The 20,280-nt window shown below is 70.8% G+C and carries 18 protein-coding genes; 1 reads left to right on the top strand and 17 read right to left on the bottom strand.

The annotated features are described in order from the left end of the window. Positions 1-237: 237 nt before the first annotated feature. Complete coding sequence (locus tag NNW99_RS04165; RefSeq protein WP_215117271.1) at positions 238-2,313, bottom strand: alpha-galactosidase; 2,076 nt, start codon at positions 2,311-2,313, stop codon at positions 238-240. 179 nt (positions 2,314-2,492) lie between these two features. On the opposite strand from NNW99_RS04165, the gene NNW99_RS04170 reads away from it, so the two are divergent. Then, entirely contained in the window at positions 2,493-3,290 is a 798-nt protein-coding gene (locus NNW99_RS04170; protein ID WP_215117273.1) for a tyrosine-protein phosphatase, read from the top strand. 14 nt (positions 3,291-3,304) lie between these two features. Here the strand turns inward: NNW99_RS04170 and NNW99_RS04175 are convergent, their stop codons facing one another. The 16 genes from NNW99_RS04175 to NNW99_RS04245 all read right to left on the bottom strand — a co-directional run bounded on the left by NNW99_RS04175 (position 3,305) and on the right by NNW99_RS04245 (position 20,280). Further along, positions 3,305-3,424: a DUF6126 family protein gene (locus NNW99_RS04175; RefSeq protein WP_037834720.1), complete on the bottom strand. Its 120-nt coding sequence runs from the start codon at positions 3,422-3,424 to the stop codon at positions 3,305-3,307. Next, positions 3,421-4,026, bottom strand: a complete 606-nt coding sequence (locus NNW99_RS04180) for a helix-turn-helix domain-containing protein (protein WP_215117275.1) — start codon at positions 4,024-4,026, stop codon at positions 3,421-3,423. The genes NNW99_RS04175 and NNW99_RS04180 overlap by 4 nt, the downstream gene beginning before the upstream one ends. Before the next feature lie 80 nt (positions 4,027-4,106). Beyond that, the gene (locus NNW99_RS04185) at positions 4,107-5,522 is read right to left on the bottom strand and encodes an aspartate aminotransferase family protein (protein ID WP_215117276.1); all 1,416 of its coding nucleotides are present in this window, start codon (positions 5,520-5,522) and stop codon (positions 4,107-4,109) included. Beyond that, complete coding sequence (gene dxs / locus NNW99_RS04190; protein WP_215117278.1) at positions 5,519-7,414, bottom strand: 1-deoxy-D-xylulose-5-phosphate synthase; 1,896 nt, start codon at positions 7,412-7,414, stop codon at positions 5,519-5,521. Before dxs ends, NNW99_RS04185 begins: the two co-directional genes overlap by 4 nt. Before the next feature lie 28 nt (positions 7,415-7,442). After that, entirely contained in the window at positions 7,443-8,600 is a 1,158-nt protein-coding gene (ispG, locus tag NNW99_RS04195) for a flavodoxin-dependent (E)-4-hydroxy-3-methylbut-2-enyl-diphosphate synthase (protein ID WP_215117280.1), read from the bottom strand. Continuing rightward, the gene (hpnH, locus tag NNW99_RS04200; RefSeq protein WP_215117282.1) at positions 8,597-9,628 is read right to left on the bottom strand and encodes an adenosyl-hopene transferase HpnH; all 1,032 of its coding nucleotides are present in this window, start codon (positions 9,626-9,628) and stop codon (positions 8,597-8,599) included. Before hpnH ends, ispG begins: the two co-directional genes overlap by 4 nt. Before the next feature lie 5 nt (positions 9,629-9,633). Beyond that, the gene (locus NNW99_RS04205) at positions 9,634-10,275 is read right to left on the bottom strand and encodes a 1-hydroxy-2-methyl-2-butenyl 4-diphosphate reductase (RefSeq protein ID WP_215117284.1); all 642 of its coding nucleotides are present in this window, start codon (positions 10,273-10,275) and stop codon (positions 9,634-9,636) included. Then, the gene (gene shc, locus NNW99_RS04210; protein ID WP_215117286.1) at positions 10,275-12,308 is read right to left on the bottom strand and encodes a squalene--hopene cyclase; all 2,034 of its coding nucleotides are present in this window, start codon (positions 12,306-12,308) and stop codon (positions 10,275-10,277) included. The genes NNW99_RS04205 and shc overlap by 1 nt, the downstream gene beginning before the upstream one ends. A gap of 122 nt (positions 12,309-12,430) precedes the next feature. Beyond that, the gene (locus NNW99_RS04215; protein WP_215124140.1) at positions 12,431-13,495 is read right to left on the bottom strand and encodes a polyprenyl synthetase family protein; all 1,065 of its coding nucleotides are present in this window, start codon (positions 13,493-13,495) and stop codon (positions 12,431-12,433) included. A gap of 77 nt (positions 13,496-13,572) precedes the next feature. After that, positions 13,573-14,985, bottom strand: coding sequence for a hydroxysqualene dehydroxylase HpnE (hpnE, locus tag NNW99_RS04220; protein WP_215117288.1), 1,413 nt, complete (start codon positions 14,983-14,985; stop codon positions 13,573-13,575). Next, a complete protein-coding gene (locus tag NNW99_RS39075) occupies positions 14,982-15,386 on the bottom strand; it encodes a DUF6380 family protein (protein WP_370869114.1) in 405 nt (134 codons plus the stop codon). The genes hpnE and NNW99_RS39075 overlap by 4 nt, the downstream gene beginning before the upstream one ends. Next, a complete protein-coding gene (hpnD, locus tag NNW99_RS04225; RefSeq protein WP_215117290.1) occupies positions 15,383-16,333 on the bottom strand; it encodes a presqualene diphosphate synthase HpnD in 951 nt (316 codons plus the stop codon). Before hpnD ends, NNW99_RS39075 begins: the two co-directional genes overlap by 4 nt. Further along, the gene (gene hpnC, locus NNW99_RS04230; RefSeq protein WP_215117292.1) at positions 16,330-17,232 is read right to left on the bottom strand and encodes a squalene synthase HpnC; all 903 of its coding nucleotides are present in this window, start codon (positions 17,230-17,232) and stop codon (positions 16,330-16,332) included. The genes hpnD and hpnC overlap by 4 nt, the downstream gene beginning before the upstream one ends. 359 nt (positions 17,233-17,591) lie before the next feature. Further along, positions 17,592-18,380 carry an ABC transporter ATP-binding protein gene (locus NNW99_RS04235; protein ID WP_215117294.1) on the bottom strand — a complete coding sequence of 263 codons (789 nt, stop codon included), beginning with the start codon at positions 18,378-18,380 and terminating at the stop codon, positions 17,592-17,594. Then, the gene (locus tag NNW99_RS04240) at positions 18,373-19,302 is read right to left on the bottom strand and encodes an ABC transporter permease (RefSeq protein WP_215117295.1); all 930 of its coding nucleotides are present in this window, start codon (positions 19,300-19,302) and stop codon (positions 18,373-18,375) included. The genes NNW99_RS04235 and NNW99_RS04240 overlap by 8 nt, the downstream gene beginning before the upstream one ends. Positions 19,303-19,407: 105 nt before the next feature. Beyond that, entirely contained in the window at positions 19,408-20,280 is an 873-nt protein-coding gene (locus tag NNW99_RS04245; RefSeq protein ID WP_215124141.1) for a glycosyltransferase family 2 protein, read from the bottom strand.

The raw sequence follows: 20,280 nt of genomic DNA on the forward strand, positions 1-20,280 counted from the left end.
AGGCGTTTCTCTTGACGCGTCGCCACATTTCCCGTCACCGAGCGTGGATTCACGATCTCCGTTTTTCCTCAAGGCCCCTGAATACCGCAAGAATTACGTGAACATGACGACAACACATCGTCACGAATATGACGATGGTCACGCACCCCGACCTCATCTCCTTTACGATCGGGGCACGTTATACCGAAACACCTGAACTACCTTTAGTTCCCTAATCACCGAATTCGGACAGAACAGCTACTTGCGCCGAAGGCGGACGACCGCGGCATCCAGGTCGCCGCGCAGGCCGACTCGAAGTCCGTGATGGGCCAGTACGGCCCCTCGGTGAACTTCGCCCGTTTCGGGGCATTCGTACGTCGCTGTCGGGTCGAGGCCCCGCAGCCGGAGCGGCGGGACGGGTTCGCCGTAGCGCTGCGCCTGCAGCCAGGCGAGGACGACGGTCTCGTCCCCGAGGACGTACTGCACCGCGCTCAGGCCGCCCTCCGGGGGCCGCAGCCGGTACAGGTCGCCGCGCTGCACCACAGGCCGGATCTCCTTGTAGAGCCCGACCCACTCCCGCGCCTCGGCGAGCTCCTCCGCCGTCCACCGGGTGAGGTCGCCGCCCACCCCGAGCACCCCGGCCATCGCGCTGACGAACCGGAACCGCAGGGAGCTGGCCCGCTGGTTGAGCATGGCGTTCGGGCTGTCGGTGACCCAGGCGGCCATGACCCGGGCCGGATGGATCTGGCTGAAGCCGTGCTGGATGGCGAGCCGGTCGAGCGGGTCGGTGTTGTCGGAGGTCCACACCTGGTCCGTACGGGCCAGCACCCCGAGGTCGATCCGGCCGCCACCTCCCGAGCAGGACTCGAAGGCCACCCCGGGGTGGGCCGCCCGCAGCCGGTCCAGCAGGGCGTACAGAGCGCGGACGTGGTCAACCCAGAGTCGCTGCGGGTAGGGGTCGTCCGGCCACCCGGCGTCGCTGAAGCAGCGGTTGAAGTCCCACTTGACGTAGTCGATCGGCGCGCTGGAGAGCAGCCCGTCGAGCTGCTCCCACAGGTACTCCTGGACGTCCTCGCGGGCCAGGTTCAGCACCAGCTGATTGCGGAATTCCGTCCGCTTTCGTCCCGCTTGGTACTGCACCCAGTCGGGGTGCGCGCGGTACAGGTCGCTGTCCGCGTTGACCATCTCCGGCTCGACCCAGATCCCGAACCGCATGCCGAGCCCGTGCACCTGGTCGGCGAGGGGCTTCAGCCCGCCCGGGAAGCGGTCGGGGTTGGGCGTCCAGTCACCGAGCCCGGCCCGGTCGCTGGTCCGGGACCCGAACCAGCCGTCGTCGACGACGAACAGCTCGACACCCATGGCGGCGGCCCGCTCGGCGAGGGCCCGCTGCTGCTCCTCGGAGATGTCGAACTCGGTGGCCTCCCAGGAGTTGAACAGCACCGGCCGGTCCCGGTCCGCGTCCGGGACGACATGGTCGCGCTGCCAGGCGTGCCAGGCGCGGCTCGCCCCGCCGAAGCCGCCGTCGCTCCAGAGCCCGGCGAAGACGGGGGTCGTGTACGACTCGCCCGTGCCCAGCCGCAGCAGGCCCGAGTCGTCGTGTCCGGCCCCGCCGGTGATCTGCACGCGCGCGTCCGGGAGTTGGGCGACCGCGATCCGCCAGGACCCGGACCAGCCGAGGGCGCAGCCGTAGACCTCCCCTCGCTCCTCGGTCGCGTCGGTGTCGAGCGCGACCCAGGGCAGATGCTGGTGGGAGGTGTGACCGCGGCGGCTGCCGATGACCTTCTCGCCGTAGGTGAGGGCGGAGCGCGTCAGCCGGGACTCGGCGCCCCAGCGGCCGTGGAGCTGGGACAGCCGCCAGGTGTCACGGTCGGGCAGGGTCCAGGTGGCGGAGTCGGCGCGCAGGACCTCGACGTCCGGCCCCTGGTTCTCCAGGGTCACCCAGCGCTCGACGACATCGGCCGAGGGGCGCATCCGGTAGTGCAACGTGACGGCCAGATCGCCGTCACGGAAGCGGAGCCGCAGCTCGCCGTCGCCGGTGTCATGGCCCTCGAAGGACCACTCGGTGCCGCGTCGCTCGGCGGTGCGCAGGGACAGGGCGGGCCGGGTGAAGCGGGGGCCGCCCTCGACCGGGTACTCCTCGCGTCCGTCGAGCGGGGACTCGAAGGCCCAGTAGTCCGGCAGCGGATGGACGGCCAGGGCCTCGGCGTCGGCGAGGCCGATCCGGGCGCCCCAGTGCAGGTGCAGCAGCTCGTCCCGGTCGGTGACATGGACGGCGTAACTGCTGGCCGGCCCCGAGAGCACCCATGTACGACCGTCTTCGGAGATCTCCAGCATCAAGCCCTCACAGATTCGAACAAGCCCGACCAGGTGCGACCAGGCACGAACATCATCAAGGGCGTCGGGTGCTCCGGGCAACGCCTGTGGACAACTCATTGCCCCTGGCAGGCATGTCGTATCGTCGAGTGGTGCCCGTCGACGAGCCGCGCCGACGGCGCCGTGTGGGAGGAGCCCCCGTGACGCAGCAGGTCCCGTCGACCGAACCCGAACTGGCCGCAGTGCGCAACTTCCGTGATGTGGGCGGACTGCCGACCGTGGACGGTCGGCGGGTGCGCGAGGGAGTGCTGTTCCGCAGCGGGCACCTCGCGCACGCGACCGGTGAGGACGCCGCCTTCCTGACCACGCTGGGCCTGCACACGATCTTCGACTTCCGTAACGAGGCCGACCAGAAGCTCGAAGGGCCGGACGTCGAGCTGCCGGGTGTGCGCAATGTGAACCTGCCGCTGAGCGACCCCGCCGACGGCGCCGAGTTCTGGAAGCTGGTCCGCGACGGCGACCTGGAGCAGCTGCGCGCGATCCTCTCGGACGGCAAGGGAGCGGCCCGGATGATCGCCTCCTACCGCACGATCATCAAGCACCGCACCGCCGAGCACTCCAAGGTGCTGCACTCGCTCGCCGAGGACAGCGTCCCCGCGCTGATGCACTGCGCGGCGGGCAAGGACCGCGCGGGTCTGTCGATCGCCGTGACGCTGCTCGCGGTGGGCGTCGAGCGCGAGGCGATCGTCGAGGACTATCTGAAGTCGAACGCGAAGCACCGCCGCTACAAGGTGCGGCGCAGCGGTTCCTCCGACTCGGCCTACTCCCCCGAGGTCATGGAGCTGCTCAGCCCCCTGTTCGACGCGCGCGCCGAGTATCTGACGGCGGCCCTCGACACCGTCGAGGAGACCTGGGGCGGCGTCGACGCCTATCTGGAGAAGGGGCTGGAGCTCGCCCCGGAGACCCGGGAGCGACTGCGCGAGCGGCTTCTCGACTGAGGCCGGGGCACGGGCTAGCGGGCCCCCGCCTCGAAGAGGAAATAGACGAACGCGGCGAAGACATGCCCCATCACGAGGTAGATGAACAGCCGCACCCACAGGGCGCGCGGGAACTTCTCCTCCATGTCGCTCAAGGCGTCTCTCCAGGGGTGGGGCCCAGGCACAGGGTGGCCGTGGGACTCTGCAACAGGGTGTGCACGAAAAGCAGTTCGACGCCGTCGTGGTCCTCGGCGGCGATCCGGTGCGGGGTGAGCGAGTCGAAGTGGGCGCTGTCGCCGGGTGTGAGCCGGTACGTGGTGTCCCCGAGGCGCAGCCGCAGCCGGCCGCGCAGCACATGGAGCCACTCCTCGCCCGGGTGGACGCGCACGATGTCGCCCTGGGAGCCGTGCGGCACATGGACCCGCAGGGCCTGCATCCCGCGCCCGGAGGCGCCGGCCTGCCAATAGGTCCAGCCGCCCGCTGTGGTCGGTTCCATGTCGGTTGCGCGGACCACGGCGTCCCGGTCGGCGGCCGTCTCACCGAGCAGTTCGGAGACGGTCGTACCGTAGACGCGGGCGAGCGCCAGCAGCATCGGCAGTGAGGGCTGGCGCTGTCCGGTCTCCAGACGGGAGAGGTGGGCGGGCGACAGCCCGGCGGCGCGGGCCGCGGCCTCCAGCGTCAGGGAGGCCTGGCGCCGCAGCGCGCGCAGCTGCGGGGCCACGGCGGGCAGCGCGCCCGACTGTTCGGAGTCGCTCATGCCTCCATTCAGCCGGAGCCTTGCCCCTGCGGCAACTTTCTTGCCTCAGGGGCAAAAGGCGGGAGCCGGCGCCCCGGCGCCTATCGGTTGGCCACCGCCTGCTTGACCAGGGTCTTCCCGAAGTCCCACACCAGACCGCCGTTGTGCGCGTCGTCCATCACGGCGGTGAAGGCGTCGACGAAGCGGTCCACCTCCCGCTCGCCGATGATCAGCGGCGGGATCAGCTTGATCACCTCCATGTGGTCGCCGGAGACCTGGGTGAGGATCCGGTGCCGCTGGAGCAGCGGTACGACGACCATCTGCGCGAACAGTCCCTTGCGTGCGGCCTGGAGCATGGCCCAGCGGCCGCGCAGCTTCAGCGACTTCGGCCGGCCGAACTCGATGCCGATCATCAGGCCCCGGCCGCGGACGTCGGCGAGCATCTCGTACCGGTCCGTCAGTGCGGCCAGCCGGGACCTCAACCGCTCGCCCGTGGCCCGGACATTGGCCACGACCTGCTCGTTCTCCATCACGGACAGCACGGCCAGGCCCGCCGCCATGGCCTGCGCGTTGGAGCCGAAGCTCGCCGAGTGGACCAGGACCCGGTCCATGGACGAGTAGACCTTCTTGAAGATCCAGTCCTTGCCGAGCGTGGCGCCGACCGGGACATAGCCGCCGGAGAGCGCCTTGGCCACGCACACCAGGTCGGGCTCCACACCGTCCTCGTGCTGGTAGCCGTAGAAGTCGCCGGTCCGGCCGAGGCCGGTCTGCACCTCGTCGGCGATGAGCAGCGCCTTGTGCCGGTGCAGCAGTTCCTGCGCGGCGAGCAGATAGCCGGGCGGGGGCGTCAGCACGCCCTTGCCCTGGATCGGCTCGACGATCAGGGCGGCGACATCGCCCCTCCTCAGCTCCCGCTCCAGCGCGTCGAGATCGCCGAGCGGTACGGCCGTGTCGGGCAGCAGCGGGGCGAAGCCGTCGCGAAAGCCGGACTCACCGTTCACGGACAGGGAGCCGGTGGTCAGGCCGTGGAAGGCGTGCGCGCAGTACAGGACCCTGGGTCTGCCGGTGACGAACCGGGCGAACTTCAGCGCTCCCTCGACGGCCTCGGTGCCGCTGTTGCCGAAGAACACCCGGTCCAGGTGCGGGCTGTGCGCGAGCAGCTTCTCGGCGAGCAGGCCGGGCAGCGGCTGGCAGTCGAACCGGGTGAGGTCGGCGAGCCGCGCGTCCAGGACGTCGTGCAGGGCCTTGCGGACGACGGGGTGGTGGCGGCCGATGCCCATCACCCCGAACCCGGCGAGCATGTCGAGGTAGTCGTTGCCGTCCGCGTCGTAGAAGTAGGCGCCCTCGGCGCGCTCGTAGACCTTGTCGAAGCCGATGGTGTGCAGCATGCGCGGGAGCTGGTGGTTGAGGTACCTGGTGTGCAGCTCGTAGCGCTCGGCCCCGCGCTCGGCCAGCAGCTTGCCGAGGTCGAACTCCCCGGCCTGCGACGGCTCCGACGCGGACTCGGCGGTTGTCATTCCAGTGGCTCCTTGGACAGCTCTTGCGTGACGGCGAGGCTTCCGCTGATCCGTCCGGCGATCTCGACGGGGGTCAGGCCGATGTCGGCGAGCACCTCGCCGCGCTTGGCGTGGGCGAGGAACTGCTCCGGGATGCCGAAACGCCGTACCGGTACGTCGACGTCGGCGTCGCCGAGGGCCAGCGCCACGGCCGAGCCGACCCCGGCCGCGCGGCTGTTGTCCTCGACGACGGCGACCAGGCGGTGTGCGGCGGCGAGGCCCGGGAGCGCCGGGTCGACGGGCTTGACCCAGCGGGGGTCGACGACGGTGCAGCCGATGCCGCGGGCGTCGAGCAGTTCGGCGGCCTGGAGGCAGACGGGCGCCATCACGCCCACGGCCACCAGGAGGACCTGGGGCTGTGAGGAGCGGTGCAGCACGTCCAGTCCTCCCACCCGGTCGAGCGCCGGGACCGACGGGCCGACGGACTCCTTCGGGAAGCGCAGCAGGGTCGGGGCGTCGTCGACGGCGACCGCCTCGCGCAACTGGAGCCGTAGCTGGTCGGCGTCCCGGGGCGCGGCGATCCGCAGACCGGGCACGACCTGGAGGACGGACATGTCCCACATGCCGTTGTGGGAGGCCCCGTCGACGCCGGTGACCCCGGCCCGGTCCAGGACGAAGGTCACCCCGCAGCGGTGCAGGGCCACGTCCATCAGGAGCTGGTCGAAGGCGCGGTTGAGGAAGGTGGCGTAGACGGCGACGACCGGGTGCAGTCCGCCCGTCGCCAGGCCCGCGGCGGACACGGCCGCGTGCTGCTCGGCGATGCCGACGTCCCACACCCGGTCCGGGAACCGCTCGGCGAAGGCGCCGAGGCCGACCGGATGCAGCATGGCGGCGGTGATCGCCACCACGTCCTCCCGCTCCTCGCCGATTCTGACGATCTCGTCGCCGAACACGGAGGTCCAGGAGGGACCGCCGGCCGGTGAGAGCGGTGCGCAGGTCAGCGGGTCCATGACGCCGACGGTGTGGAAGTGGTCCTCCTCGTGGGCGACGGCGGGTTCGTAGCCGCGGCCCTTCTCGGTGAGGCAGTGGACGAGGACCGGCCCGTGGAAGCGTTTCGCGCGTCGCAGGGCGGACTCGACGGCCTTGATGTCGTGCCCGTCGATCGGGCCTACGTACTTCAGGCCGAGGTCCTCGAAGAGGCCCTGGGGGGCGAAGGCGTCCTTGAAGCCCTTCTTGGCGCCGTGCAGGGCCTCGTAGAGGGTGGGGCCGACCAGGGGTGTGCCCTGGAGTACGTCCTTGCCCCAGGCCAGGACCCGTTCGTAACCGTCGGTCGTGCGCAGGGTGGCGAGGTGGTTGGCGAGGCCGCCGATGGTGGGGGCGTAGGAGCGTTCGTTGTCGTTGACGACGATGATCAGCGGCCGGTTCTTGGCGGCGGCGATGTTGTTCAGCGCCTCCCAGGCCATGCCGCCGGTCAGGGCGCCGTCGCCGATGACCGCGACGACATGGCCCTTCTCCCCCTGCACCTGTCGGGCCTTGGCGAGCCCGTCGGCCCAGCCGAGGGCCGTGGAGGCGTGGCTGTTCTCGATGACGTCGTGCTCGGACTCCTCGCGCGAGGGGTAGCCGGACAGGCCGCCCTTGCCGCGCAGTTTGGAGAAGTCCTGGCGTCCCGTCAGCAGCTTGTGGACATAGCTCTGATGGCCGGTGTCCCACAGGATGCGGTCCACCGGTGACTCGAAGACCCGGTGCAGGGCGACGGTCAGCTCCACCACGCCCAGATTGGGGCCCAGATGGCCGCCTGTCCTGGCTACCGCGTGCACCAGGAACTCCCTGATCTCCTCGGACAGTTCACCGAGTTCCGCCTCGGACAGCGCCTTCAGGTCGCGTGGTCCCCGGATGGTCTCCAGAATCGTCACGTCGGGCCCCCTTCGAATTCCGTGGTGCTCAGCTCACGGTGACGGCCGGCTCCCCCGGCCCCGTGCCGTCCTGCTCCATCTGCTCGGCGATCTTCATCGCCTCTTCGATCAGCGTCTCGACGATCTTCGACTCGGGGACGGTCTTGATGACCTCGCCCTTGACGAAGATCTGCCCCTTGCCGTTGCCGGAGGCCACCCCCAGATCGGCCTCCCGCGCCTCGCCGGGTCCGTTGACCACACACCCCATGACGGCGACGCGCAACGGCACCTCCATGCCGTCGAGTCCGGCCGTGACCTCGTCGGCGAGCTTGTAGACATCGACCTGGGCGCGTCCGCAGGAGGGGCAGGAGACGATCTCCAGCCTGCGTTCCCTGAGGCCCAGGGACTGCAGGATCTGGATGCCGACCTTGACCTCCTCGGCCGGCGGGGCCGACAGCGACACCCGGATCGTGTCGCCGATGCCGCGCGAGAGCAGTGCGCCGAACGCCACGGCCGACTTGATCGTGCCCTGGAACGCCGGTCCCGCCTCGGTCACTCCCAGGTGCAGCGGGTAATCGCACTGCTCGGCGAGCTGCCGGTACGCCTCGATCATCACGACCGGGTCGTTGTGCTTGACGGAGATCTTGATGTCCCGGAAGCCGTGCTCCTCGAACAGCGAGGCCTCCCACAGCGCGCTCTCGACCAGTGCCTCCGGGGTCGCCTTCCCGTACTTCTGGAGGAGGCGCCGGTCCAGCGACCCAGCGTTGACGCCGATCCGGATCGGGGTGCCGTGGTCCTTTGCGGCCTGCGCGATCTCCTTGATCCGGTCGTCGAACTGCTTGATGTTGCCGGGATTGACGCGGACGGCCGCACAGCCCGCCTCGATGGCCGCGAACACGTACTTCGGCTGGAAGTGGATGTCCGCGATCACCGGGATCTGCGATTTGCGCGCGATGGTCGCGAGCGCGTCCGCGTCGTCCTGGGTCGGGCAGGCGACCCGGACGATCTGGCAGCCGGACGCGGTGAGTTCGGCGATCTGCTGCAGGGTGGCGCCGATGTCCGACGTACGGGTCGTCGTCATCGACTGCACCGACACCGGGGCCCCGCCCCCGACCGCCACCGGACCGACCTCGATCCGGCGCGAGACGCGCCGCTCGGCGATCGGCCGGGCCGGTACCTCGGGGACACCCAGCGAAATGGCGGTCATGGCATCTGCTCCCGGTTCCCGGAGACCGTCTCGCGCAGGGCGCGCAGGGACTCCTTCAGCGATCCCATGGTGGCGAGCACGGCGGTGGGCTCGTAGCCGCAGTGCGCCATGCAGTTGGCGCAGCGCGGGTCCTTGCCGCGGCCGTACTTGTCCCAGTCGGTGTCCTCGACCAGCTCCCGGTACGTCGGCACATACCCGTCGCTCATCAGGTAGCAGGGGCGCTGCCAGCCGAACAGCGAGTAGTTCGGGATCGCCCACGCGGTGCACGGGAAGTCGACCTTGCCCTCCAGGAAGTCCAGGAAGAGCGGGGAGTGGTTGAGCCGCCAGCGCCGCCGGTTGCCGCCCGCGAAGGCCTTCTTGAACAGCTCGCGGGTCTGCTCGACGCCGAGGAAGTGCTCCTGGTCGGGGGCCTTCTCGTAGGCGTAGGCGGGCGAGATCATCATCTCGTCGACCTGGAGGTCGTCGTTGAGGAAGTTCAGCACCTCGATGATGGTCTGCGGGGTGTCGGTGTTGAAGAAGGTCGAGTTGGTGGTCACCCGGAAGCCGCGCCGCTTGGCCTCCTTGATGGCCTCCACGGCCTCGTCGAAGACGCCCTCCTTCGCCACCGACTCGTCGTGCCGCTCGCGCAGCCCGTCGATGTGCACCGCGAAGGCGAAGTAGGGGGAGGGCTTGAACTTGTCCATCTTCTTGCGCATGAGCAGCGCGTTGGTGCACAGGAAGACGTACTTCCGCCTCGCCACCAGCTGACGCACGATCTCGTCGATCTGCGGGTGCATCAAGGGCTCGCCACCGGCGATGGACACCATGGGGGCACCGGACTCCAGCACCGCTCCGACCGCCTGCGCGACCGGCATCCGCTGCTTGAGCACCCCGGCCGGGTGCTGGATCTTGCCGCAGCCCTCGCACTTGAGGTTGCAGGCGAACAGCGGCTCCAGCTCGACGATCAGCGGGAACTTGTCCCGCCGGCGGATCTTCTGTTCAGCCAAATATGTAGCGACCTTGATGGACTGTCGAAGCGGCATGGCCATCTGGCTCACCTCCGGGGGAGCAGCAAGGAACGGTGCCATTCGAAGAAAGCGGGAAGGACGGAACGAAGGACACGGAAAGCCGATATTCCACCGCGCACCGTGCCGATCCGGACGAGTTCATGTTCAGGAGCGTCCACGACCACCCGGACGGCCGCAACCGGGCGCTCGCCCGCGCGCACGGCGCTCAGAAGCGTGACGGCGGACTCCATGTCGACGGCGATTGCGCCGGTGGCGCGGAGAGCGGACCGTTCGGGCCCGCGTACGACGTGGTCGGAGCCGGTGAGCGGCCCGGTGTGCACGGTCCGCCCGGGTACGGCCCGGGTCAGCTCCTTGACCAGCAGTTCGGTCCCGACGCAGACGGTCGTACCGCGCGGGTCGCGGGTCTCCTCGGCGACGACCAGGTCGCCCGGGTGCATGCCGGGTGCGAGACCCGCGCAGAAGCCGGTGGCGAGTACGGCGGCGTCGTGCAGGGCCGGATCGGCGAGCATCCGGGTGACGGACCGCTCGGCCGCCGCCGGCCCCATGCCCGTGCGCAGCACGGTGACCGGTCCGTCGGCACCGCCTCGGCCGCCGGCGCGCAGGGCGAGCTGCTCGATGCCGAGCGCGCAGGCGATCAGCAGCGGGACCGAGGCCGGCTGGGTGCTCATCAGCTCCCCTTGGCCTTGGAGTACGGCCTCGCGGCCTCCCCGCTCCCCTGGTGCCGGTCGGCGAAGGGCTCCCCGTGGACGTAGCGGCCGAGCGCGGTGAGGGGGAACACCTGCCGGTAGAGGTGGTAGTTGATCGAGAAGTCCCACGGGAAGCCCGTCCCGGTGAAGTACGGCTCGTCCCAGGAGCCGTCGGCCCGCTGGGTGGCGGCGAGCCATTCGACGCCGCGTTCGACGGCCTTGGAGTCCCGCTCCCCCGCCGCGAGCAGGGCCATCAGGGCCCACGCGGTCTGGGAGGCGGTCGAGGCGCCCTTGCCGCTCCACTCCTTGACGTCGTGGTAGGAGCGCAGGTCCTCGCCCCAGCCGCCGTCGTCGTTCTGGACCGACTCCAGCCAGGTCACGGCCCGCCGGATCGCCGGGTGCGCGGCGGGCAGGCCCGCGGCGACCAGGGCGGGTACGACGGATCCGGTGCCGTAGACGTAGTTGACGCCCCAGCGCCCGAACCACGAGCCGTCCGGCTCTTGTTCGGCCAGCAGCCATTCGATGCCGCGCCGGGTGCGCGGGTGGTGGGCGAGTCCCTCCACCGCGAGCATCTCGACGACGTGCGCGGTGACGTCGGCGGAGGGCGGGTCGATGACCTCGCCGAAGTCGCAGAACGGCAGCCGGTTCGGGAAGGGGCTCGTGTTGTCGACGTCGAAGGCGGCCCACGCGCCGTTCTTCGACTGCATGCCGAGGGTCCAGCGCAGTCCGCGCCCGATGGCCTTCTCCAGCCGCTCCGGGTCGTGGTGGGTGATCCGGCGGAGCGCCAGGATCACCTCGGCGGTGTCGTCGATATCGGGGTAGTTGTCGTTGTGGAACTCGAACGCCCAGCCCCCGGGCGGAAGTTGGGGCCGTTTGACGGACCAGTCGCCGGGTCTGACGATCTCCTCGCCCAGCATCCAGTCCGCCGCCTTCACCAACTGGGGGTGGTCGGCGGGCAGTCCGGCGTCGGCGAGCGCGATCGCGGCGAGGCAGGTGTCCCAGACCGGCGACTGGCAGGCCTCGATCATCCGGGCCCCGTCCTCACGCCACACGGCGAACCGGTCCAGGGACGCCAGCCCCTCCCGCATCACGGGGTGCTGGAGGTCGTAGCCGAGCAGGTGCAGGGCGATGATCGAGTACACGGCGGGCGGCTGGATGCCGCCCCAGCAGCCGTCGTTCTCCTGCCGTTCGACGATCCAGCGGGCGGCGCTGTTCATGGCGGCTCTGCGCAGCCGGCGCGGGGCGACCTTCCGCAGGGCGTGCAGGCCCTTGTCCATACGCTGGAAGGCGCCGTCCCAACTGACCATCGGCGCAAGGGGCTTGGCGGGGTTCGGGGTGGCCGGGTCGGTGTGCAGCTCGTCGAGCGGGAAGGGCGCGGGGCGTACGGGCCGCTCGGCGGAGACGATCGTCAGCGGGACGATGGTCTGCCGGGCCCAGCAGCCGAAGTCGTAGATGTTGAGCGGCATCCACTTCGGGAACCAGACGAGCTCCGGCGGGAGTTCGGGCAGGTCCTCCCACTTCCACCAGCCGAACAGCGCGAGCCAGATCCGGGTGAAGACCCGGGCGGCGGCGATACCGCCCCGCTCGCGGATCCAGGCTGAGGCCCTGGCCATGTGGGGCGCGTCGGGCGCGTCGCCCGCCAGGCGGAGGGCTACGTAGGCCTCGATGGTGGCGGAGAGCTCGCCGGGGCCGCGGTAGAAGGTCGCCCAGGCGCCGTCGTCGCGCTGCTCGCCGCGGATGAAGAGAGCGGCGGCCCGGGTGGTCTTCTCGTCGCGGATGCCGAGGAACTGACGGAGCAGCAGGTCCTCGGCGTCCATCGTGACGTTGGTCTCGAGGTCGCCCTTCCACCAGCCCTCGGCGTCCTGGCGGGAGAGCAGGAAGTCGGTGGCACGCCGGGCGGCGCGTGCGGCGGCTTCTGGTACCCCGGCCGCCGCGGGGATGTCGGTGTCGTGTTCGCTGGCCGCGGCGGCGCGGGGTGGCAGGGCCCCGGTGCTTCCGTCGGTCGTCGCTGTCATGGCTTCCCCTTCGTGCAGTGGTGCAAGGTGTGCAGCTGCTGTGGGTCCGCCGTCGGCCGGTGCTCCGTGCTGTCTCGCGGCACCGGCCGGCGACTACGCGAGGGCTATTCGGCCGATAGTGATCATCTCTTTCGTACGACGACGAAGTCGGCGAGCGCCGCGAACTGGTCCCGGACCCGGTCGGGCATGTCGACGGCGTCGAGGGCTTCGATGGCGATGGTGTGCTGACGGCGAGCCTCGTCGGCGGTCCACTGGCGGCCGCCGGCCTCCTCGATGAGGGCGGCGCGGGCCGCGAACTCCTCCTCGGAGAAGTTCTCGACGTCGCTGCTCTCGGCGTCGGCTGCGAGGATCTCGCCGAGCCGCTCGGAGGCGGAGCCGCCCGCCGCGAGGGCGGCCACGACCGGCAGTGACTTCTTGCGCTGGCGCAGGTCGCTCCAGGTCTGCTTGCCGGTGGAGACCGGGTCGCCCCAGATGCCGAGGAGGTCGTCGACGGCCTGGAAGGCGAGGCCCAGGTGGTAGCCGTACCTCTCCAGCGTGTCGGCGGTGCGGTCGTCGGCGCCGCCGAGGACGGCGCCGATGGAGCTGGCGCAGGCGAGCAGGGCGCCGGTCTTGTTGCCCTCCATCTCCAGGCACTCCTCGACGGTGACGCGGTCGCGGTGCTCGTAGGAGATGTCCTGGGCCTGACCGTCGATCAGGGCCCGGCTGGCGGTGGTCAGACGGCGGGTGGCGCGGCCGGCCTCGACGGTGCCGAGTTCGAGGAGTACCTCGTTGGCGAGGGCGAACAGGGCGTCGCCGACCAGGATGGCCTGGGCGGGGCCGTGCACCTTCCAGACCGTGTCGCGGTGACGGCGCTGCTCGTCGCCGTCCATCAGGTCGTCGTGGAGGAGGGAGAAGTTGTGGACGAGTTCCACGGCGACGGCGCCGGGGATGCCGGTCTCGGGGGCGGCGGACATGACCTCGGCGGACAGCACCGCGAGGGCGGGGCGTACGGCCTTGCCACCGTCCCCCGCCGTGGGCCTGCCCTGGGCGTCGATCCATCCGAAGTGGTAGGCGGCAACAGTGTCCATGGGAGGTGCCAGGCGGTCGATGGCCGCCCGCAGTACCGGCATGGCCAGGGTCCGACCGCGCTCCAGGAGCGCGGCCACGTCCACCGCGGTCTCTCGAGCGGCCTTCGAGGCCGGGGGCACAGTGGGCACAGTCTCTCCTCTTGTTGCGGTACCGGAGGTGCGGGGGCCGCCTGCCGTGTGGTGCTGGTGATCGAGCATCACGCCGCCTCCTCGAACTCGAAGAGGTGACGTGGGCGGGGCCGGCCCAGGGCGCCCAGCACGGCGTCCGCCGCGCCGACGCCGCTGCGGACCGCACTCTCCATGGTCGCGGGCCACCCGGTGGCGGTCCACGCTCCGGCCAGGTAGAGGCCGGATGCCTTGGTGCGGGCGCCGGGCCTGAGGCGCCCGACGCCGGGGGTGGGAGCGAAGGTCGCGGTGCGCTCCCGGGTGACGAAGAAGTCCTTCACCTCGGCGCCGCGGGTCAGGGGCAGCAGCCGCTCCAGCTCGGGCAGATACCGCTCGCGCAGCACGGCCACGGGCTCGTCGATCTCGTCCTGGGCCGCCGACTGGGACAGGGCGAGGTACTGCCCCTCGCGCAGCCCGGACGCCTCGGTGCGGTCGAAGACCCACTGCACCGGGGAGCCGAGGGCGGTGAAGAAGGGCTGGGCGAGCACCTTGCGGTCGTACACCACATGGACGTTGAGGATCGGCGCGGTGCCGATCTCCAGAAGCCGCTCGGGGGCGTCCAGGGCGCCCTCGGGCAGCAGGTCGTAGGCCTCGCGCTGCGGTACGGCGAACACCACGGCGTCCGCCTCCAGCGTCTCGCCGGGCACCTGGACGCTCCACCCGCCGTCCGCGTTCTCTACGACGGAGGTGACTCGTGTCCGGATCTCGGTGCGGACGCCCGCGGAGTCGAGGGCCTTGCGGGCCAGCCGGTCGTGCAGCTCGCCGAGCGGGACATGGGCCCAGCCGATGTCGGCCGCGCCCGGGTCGGAGAGCAGTCCGGTCTTGAACACCATCGCGGCGAGCCCCAGGGAGGCGTCGCCCGCGACCGCGTTGAGGGTGGCGACCCCGACGAGATCCCACAGGGCCTCGACGGCACGGGCCGACTGGCCGTGCGCGGCCAGCCAGCTGCCGAAGTCCTGCGCGTCCAGCGCCGGATCGGCGAGGTCGAGTCCCTTGAGCGCGAGCGCGGCCCGGCCCACCTTGGCGCGGTCGGCGAGCGAGAGGTGCGGGTAGGTGGCGAGGCTGCGCCCCAGATGCAGAGGCACGGGCAGCGCGTCACGCCGCAGCCTGCCGAGCCGGCGTCCCTCGGGCCGCGCGACGTCCAGGACGGGTACGTCGAGCCGGTCCTGCAACGGAGCCAGCGCCGCGCCCTCGATGCGGTCGAGGAACCAGCGGTAGGCGGTGCAGCAGCGCAGGTACACATGCTGGCCGTTGTCGACGGTCAGCTCACCGCGCTGGAAGGAGAAGGCCAGTCCGCCGAGGCGCGGCCTGCCCTCCAGCAGCGTGACACGCACTCCGGCGTCGGCGAGCGCGAGCGCGGTGGTGACACCGGCGAGCCCACCGCCCACCACGACGGCATGCCGCCCGTCCGCGACCGGCCCCTGGGACCGCGTGCCGTGGGTCATCGCGCACCCTCCCCCGCGCGGCGGCCGTGCGGCTCGAACGACGCACGGCCGACCATCTCAGTCAGGGACGCCGCCCCGCGCCGGAGGGTTGCCCACCGCTTGTCTCCGACGGTGGGGCGGAGGGGGGCGTCGTAGCCGCGCCCTGCTGCCGCCGGCGCTCCGGCGTGACCGCCCGGCCCGGCGCCGAGGACCGCGGCAGATCCCCGGCGGCGGCGCGGGGAAGGCCCCGGCCGGACCTCCCGGCAGGCACGCGGAGCGCGCGCCGCGACGCCGAAGCCGCCCAACCCGTCGCGGGTCCCCCGGCAGGCACGCCGAGCGCATGCGGGTGTGCCCGTCGACGCTGGACGGCAGGCGTGTGCCTCGTCGTCGGTGGTCTCCCCCTGGCCCCGTTCCTCCCTCACGCACGCCTCCTGACGGCCCGTCGCGTCGCGTGCCGGGCGTCGAGGCCGGACAGGCCGCGTACCGCGACGTAGGCCTTCTCGCGGCCGGGGAGGGAGACGCGGCCGCGCAGGACGGCCTCCGGGTCGCGTTCGATGCGGTCGAGGAGGCGGCGGTAGATGCCGGCCATGGCGGCGACACAGGCGCCGCTGCGGCGGTCGAGCATGGGGAGCAGCCGGTAGCCCTCGGCGAAGAGGGCGCGGGCCCGTCGTACTTCGAAGTGCACGAGGCCCGCGAAGTCGGAGCCCTCCGGTGGCTTCGGTCCGCTGAAGCCGGCCGAGCAGCCGAACTTGGCGAGGTCGTCGGCAGGCAGGTAGGTGCGCCCGCCCACGGCGTCCTCGCGGATGTCCCGCAGGATGTTGGTGAGCTGGAGCGCAAGACCGAGCGTGTCGGCATACTCGGGCGCGCGGTCGACGCCGCGCGCCCCCGGCTCGGTGCCGAACACACCGAGGGAGAGACGCCCGATGGCGCCCGCGACACAGCGGCAGTAGATCTTCAGGTCGTCCCAGGTCTCATAGGTCTCGCCGCGGACGTCCATCAGGACGCCGTCGATGAGCTCGTCCAGGCCGCCCAGAGGGATCGGAAAGGCCCCGGCGGCATGTGTGAGGGCGACGGCGACGGGGTCGATGTCGTCCTCGTCGACCTCACCCGCACGGATCCGGGTGAGCAGCGCCCGGGTCTCCTCCATCCTCGCGACCTTGACGTCGTGGGCGAGCTCGCCGTCACCGATGTCGTCGACCCGCCGCGAGAACGCGTACAGCGCCGACATCGCGCGGCGCTGAGGCGTCGGCAGCAGCCGGATGCCGTAGGCGAAGTTACGGGCCTGCCGCCCGGTGACGGCCTCGCAGTAGCTGTAGGCGGCGAGTACCGGTGGGGACGCGTGTGGTTCCGACTCCACGGTCCGGATCACCCCTCTCCTCGCAGAGTCACGCCCACCTCACGCAGCAACCGGACCTTGCCGGGCTTGGGCGGGCCGGGAAGTACGTCGTATTCGGCGGCGGCGATCGCGTGGACGGCCGCCCTTCCCCCCGCCACGAACCCCGCGAGCAGCAGCTTCAGCCTGCCGTGGACGCTACCCACCAGGGGGGCGCCTTCATTCAGGAGATCCCGGGCCCTTCGCGCTTCGTACGCAATCAGCGCACGGACCGACGCTCCGGCGGATTTCGTGGCGAGATCCGCCTCCTGGACGTGAAAACGCTTCAGGTCGGCGGCGGGCAGGTAGACACGGTCACGGCCGAGGTCCTCGGCCACGTCCTGGAGGTGCTCGACGAGCTGCAGGGCCGTGCAGATCATGTCGGAGCGGCGGATCCGCTCGGGCGTCGAGGTGCCGGTGACGGAGAGGACGAGCCGGCCGACGGGGTTGGCCGAGAGCTCGCAGTAGGCGAGCAGGTCGTCATAGGTCTCGTACCGGCTGACGAGCTGGTCCTGGCGGTTGGCGGCGATCAGGCCGAGGAACGGCTCGGGGGTCAGCGAGCAGCGCCGCACGGTCGGCTGGAGACGGCGCAGCAGGGGGTGGCGCGGGGTCGAGTCGAAGACCCTGCGCAGATCGGCTTCGAAGGCGTCCAGCAGGACCAGCCGGTCCTCGGCCTCCTGCGGGGACACACCGAGCAGCCGGGCGTCGCCGCCACCGGGGGCGAGGTCGCCGTCGCCGATGTCGTCGACCAGGCGGGCGAAGCCGTAGACGGCCATGAGGTCGGTGCGCCAGGCCCGGGGCAGGAAGAAGGGGGCCACGGGGAAGTTCTCGCCCGCGGCCTTGTCGAGGGTGCCGCGCTCCGGGTCGAGGGCGCGCGCCGTGCCGGTTCCCGTCACCGCCGGCTGCCCGGCGCGGGGACGGCACGTGCTGCGTGGAGCTGGGGAGTATCCGTAGCCATCGCCGTCACATCTCCCGTTCTACACTGCCGACCCAATACACACTATTTCGGACACGCCGCCCAGCCGTCCGCACGGCTGCCCGACGGGCGGTGTCGCGCATTATCGCCCTGATTGCCGTGTTTCGGGACCTGTACAGCTTACGTTGTACAACGTGTCGCGGTCCGCCAGGGTGTCCCGCACATCACGAGAACACACCGATTGGCCCCAAGCTTCCTGAGATGGACCGGAGTTGACGTTTCCTTTGCAGACGCGGGGCCCCGCCGTAACAGTTGCGGCGGGGCCCTGGCCGATCCGGTCTACTTGCCCGTGAACTTCTCGTACTCCTTGAGCACCTCGTCGGTCGGGCCGTCCATCCGCAGCTCACCGCGCTCCAGCCACAGGACGCGGTTGCAGGTGTCGCGGATCGACTTGTTGTTGTGGCTGACCAGAAACACCGTGCCGGCTTCCTTGCGCAGCTCCCGGATGCGGTCCTCGGAGCGCTTCTGGAACTTGCGGTCGCCGGTGGCGAGGGCCTCGTCGATCATCAGGACGTCGTGGTCCTTGGCCGCGGCGATGGAGAAGCGGAGCCGGGCCGCCATGCCGGAGGAGTAGGTGCGCATGGGCAGCGTGATGAAGTCGCCCTTCTCGTTGATGCCGGAGAAGTCGACGATCTGCTGGTAGCGCTCCTTGATCTCCTCGCGGGACATGCCCATGGCGAGCCCGCCCAATATGACGTTCCGCTCGCCGGTGAGGTCGTTCATCAGGGCCGCGTTGACGCCGAGCAGCGAGGGCTGGCCGTCGGTGTAGACCTTGCCCTGCTCGGCGGGGAGCAGACCGGCGATGGCGCGCAGCAGGGTCGACTTGCCGGAGCCGTTGGAGCCGATCAGGCCGATGGCCTCGCCGCGGTAGGCGACGAAGGAGACGCCGCGCACGGCGTGCACCTTGCGCACGCCCCGTGCCGCGTCGTCGGAGCCCCGCTTGAGGATGCGGCTGAGGGCGGCGGTGGCACTGCCCTTGCCGCTCTTGGCGCCGTTGACGCGGTAGACGATGTGCAGATCGTCCGCGACGACGGTGGGGATCCGCGCTTCCTGCTTCTGCTCAGCCACGGCCGTACCTCTCCTCCGCCTTCCAGAAGTACACGAAACCGCCGACGGCGATCAGCACGGCCCAGCCGCCCGCGGCCGCCCAGACGTGGTCGGGCAGGTACTGGGAGCCGTAGTCGTCGATGAGGGAGAAGCGCATCAGGTCCATGTAGATCGCGGCCGGGTTCCACTGCAGGACGTTCGAGATCCAGGCCGGCTTGGACTCGAGGAAGATCGGGATGGAGAACATCACCCCGGACGCGTACATCCACGTCCGCATCACGAACGGCATGAGCTGCGCGAGGTCCGGGGTCTTGGCGCCCGCCCGGGCCATGATCAGCGCGAGGCCGGTGTTGAAGCAGAACTGCAGGACGAGCACCGGCACGATCAGCAGCCAGGACAGGTCGGGGTAGTGGCCGAAGCCGATCGTGATGGCGAACAGCACGATCATCGAGAACAGCAGCTGCTGGAGCTGCTGCAACGCGAAGGAGATCGGCAGGGAGGCGCGCGGGAAGTGCAGGGCGCGCACCAGGCCGAGGTTGCCGGAGATCGCGCGCACGCCCGCCATCACCGAGCTCTGCGTGAAGGTGAACACGAACACGCCCGTGACCAGGAACGGGATGTACACCTCGCGGCTCATGCCCCGGTCGGCTTCCAGGAGCATGCCGAAGATGAAGAAGTACACGGCCGCGTTCAGCAGCGGTGTGGCCACCTGCCACAGCTGGCCGAGCTTGGCCTGGCTGTACTGGGCGGTCAGCTTCGCGCGGGAGAAGGCGAGGATGAAGTGCCGCCGGTCCCAGAGCTGACGGACGTACTCGATGAGGGACGGCCGGGCGCCGCTGACGCTCAGCCCGTGCCTGGCGGCGAGCTCCCTCGCCGTGAGTCCCTCGTCGGGCGCCTCGGACGCGCTCACCGCGACCGGGGCATCGTGCGTTGTCTCACTCACTAGTGGAAACTTTCGTCTTCGAGATGCTTGGCCTGTGCGGGCCTGCATGAGCCGGGGGCCAGGGTACGGCCCGGGTGCTCCCGGATACTCCCGGATACGAGCTTGTCAGATGACGGGGGGCCGGCCCAGCCGGGTCAGCCGCCACACCGTACGCCACTTCATGGGCCGGCGGGGTCCGCACGGGGTCGTCCAGCCTTCGCGGAATCCGCCGAACCAGGCCCGCAGGGCGGGGCGGGAGGGGCGGCGCAGCAGGGTGAGCAGCAGCCACACGCCGAGATAGACCGGGACGAGCGGTGCGGGGAGGTTTCTGCGGGCCAGCCAGACGCGGTTGCGGGCGACCATGCGGTGGTAGACCGCGTGCCGCGAGGGGGCGGTCGTCGGGTGGTAGAGCACCATGTCGGAGCGGTAGTCGATCATCCAGCCCGCGTCCAGGGCCCGCCACGCCAGGTCGGTTTCCTCGTGGGCGTAGAAGAACTCGTCCGGGAGTCCGCCGACGTCGGCGAAGACCCGGGTGCGGACGGCGTTGGCGCCGCCGAGGAACGTGGTGACGCGCGAGGAGCGCATCGGGTCGGCGGCGCGCAGCCGGGGCACGTGGCGGCGCTGGGTGACGCCGGTCTCCGGGTCGGCTATGCGGAAACTCACGATGCCGAGCTTCGGGTCGGCCTCGAAGGCCTTCCGGCACAGCGCGGCGGTGTCGTGGCTCGCGAGCAGCCCGTCGTCGTCGAGGAACAGCAGGATGTCGACGTCCCGGCCGGCCGGGCCGAAGGCCTCGATGCCGACGTTGCGGCCGCCGGGGATGCCGAGGTTCTCGGGCAGCTCGATGGTGCGGACGCCCTCGGGGACGTCCGGGACGGGCGAGCCGTTGCCGACGACGACCACCTCGACCGCGTCGCCGTCCTGCCCCGCGACCGAGTCGAGGAGGGCACGCAGCTCGTCGGGGCGGTTGCCCATGGTGATGATGACGGCGCCGACCTTCAT

Source organism: Streptomyces sp. CRCS-T-1, assembly GCF_024442335.1.
Taxonomy (GTDB): domain Bacteria; phylum Actinomycetota; class Actinomycetes; order Streptomycetales; family Streptomycetaceae; genus Streptomyces; species Streptomyces koelreuteriae.

Excerpts from the sequence above, each read along its gene's own strand:
- NNW99_RS04165 (WP_215117271.1), bottom strand. The coding sequence starts at position 2,313 with ATGCTGGAGATCTCCGAAGACGGTCGTACATGGGTGCTCTCGGGGCCG.
- NNW99_RS04180 (WP_215117275.1), bottom strand. The coding sequence starts at position 4,026 with ATGAGCGACTCCGAACAGTCGGGCGCGCTGCCCGCCGTGGCCCCGCAG.
- NNW99_RS04185 (WP_215117276.1), bottom strand. The coding sequence starts at position 5,522 with ATGACAACCGCCGAGTCCGCGTCGGAGCCGTCGCAGGCCGGGGAGTTC.
- ispG (WP_215117280.1), bottom strand. The coding sequence starts at position 8,600 with ATGACCGCCATTTCGCTGGGTGTCCCCGAGGTACCGGCCCGGCCGATC.
- hpnH (WP_215117282.1), bottom strand. The coding sequence starts at position 9,628 with ATGGCCATGCCGCTTCGACAGTCCATCAAGGTCGCTACATATTTGGCT.
- NNW99_RS04205 (WP_215117284.1), bottom strand. The coding sequence starts at position 10,275 with ATGAGCACCCAGCCGGCCTCGGTCCCGCTGCTGATCGCCTGCGCGCTC.
- shc (WP_215117286.1), bottom strand. The coding sequence starts at position 12,308 with ATGACAGCGACGACCGACGGAAGCACCGGGGCCCTGCCACCCCGCGCC.
- hpnE (WP_215117288.1), bottom strand. The coding sequence starts at position 14,985 with ATGACCCACGGCACGCGGTCCCAGGGGCCGGTCGCGGACGGGCGGCAT.
- NNW99_RS04245 (WP_215124141.1), bottom strand. The coding sequence starts at position 20,280 with ATGAAGGTCGGCGCCGTCATCATCACCATGGGCAACCGCCCCGACGAG.